The following is a 907-nucleotide window of genomic DNA, read 5'->3' on the forward strand; positions in this document are numbered from 1 at the left end:
TGAACCCATTTCATCCCTGTGGCGGCAGTCCGCTGGTCACAGCATGATCGCAATGCGTCGGTTGGTGGCCTGACGTAGAGAGACCCCTGGTAGACGGGTTGATCACCACAATCACGTCGCCTGAACCAGAGGTCTCTACGTGCTTTTCTACCGTGCCGGGCTGGATCTGTCGCGTTCAACGCTGAACTACGTCGCCGGGCTGATCCGCCGGCGACGCAAGGCGATTGGGTCGACCTGGCGGCTGCTCAACCCCGGTCAGCAGGCGCTTCTCGTCCTGGCCTACCTTCGCAAGGACGAGACGTTCACCGAGGTCAGCGCAGGGTTCGGGGTGTCGCCGACCACCGCTTGGAGGTACGTGGAGGAGACCGTCATGCTGCTGTCGGCCCGCTCACCCAAACTCGCGAAGGCGCTGCGGAAGGCGAGCAGGGACGGACTGACCCATCTAGTGCTGGACGGGACGCTCATCCACACCGACCGGGTCCGGGCCGACCGCCCCTACTACTCTGGAAAACACCGAGTACACGGAATGAACGTGCAGGTCATCGCCGGGCCGGACGGCACGATCCTGTGGACCTCGGGGGCACTGCCGGGCAAGGTCCACGACCTGACCGCCGCCCGCGTACGGGGCATCCTGCGCGAGCTGGAGAGGGCGGGGATCCTCACCTTGGCCGACAAGGCCTACCAAGGGGCTGAGGCGTCGGTGGTCATCACGCCCTACAAGGGCAAGAACAAGCCCGAGTCACAGAAGCTGGCCAACCGGTCGCACGCCAAGCTCCGCGGACCAGGCGAACGAGCGAACGCACAGCTCAAGTCATGGCGGATCCTGCGGAAGCTGCGCTGCAGCCCGAGCAAGGCCGGCCACATCGTCAAGGCCATCGCCGTCCTACAAAACCACCGCGTCGCTCAG

At 65.0% G+C, this 907-nt stretch carries 1 protein-coding gene; it reads left to right on the plus strand.

Features of this window, described 5'->3' with window-relative positions:
• Positions 1 to 139: 139 nt before the first annotated feature.
• The coding region (locus E1293_RS47175) for a transposase family protein (protein ID WP_132206687.1) at positions 140 to 907 on the plus strand (768 nt) is incomplete at its 3' end.

This window comes from Actinomadura darangshiensis (assembly GCF_004349235.1).
Lineage (GTDB): Bacteria > Actinomycetota > Actinomycetes > Streptosporangiales > Streptosporangiaceae > Spirillospora > Spirillospora darangshiensis.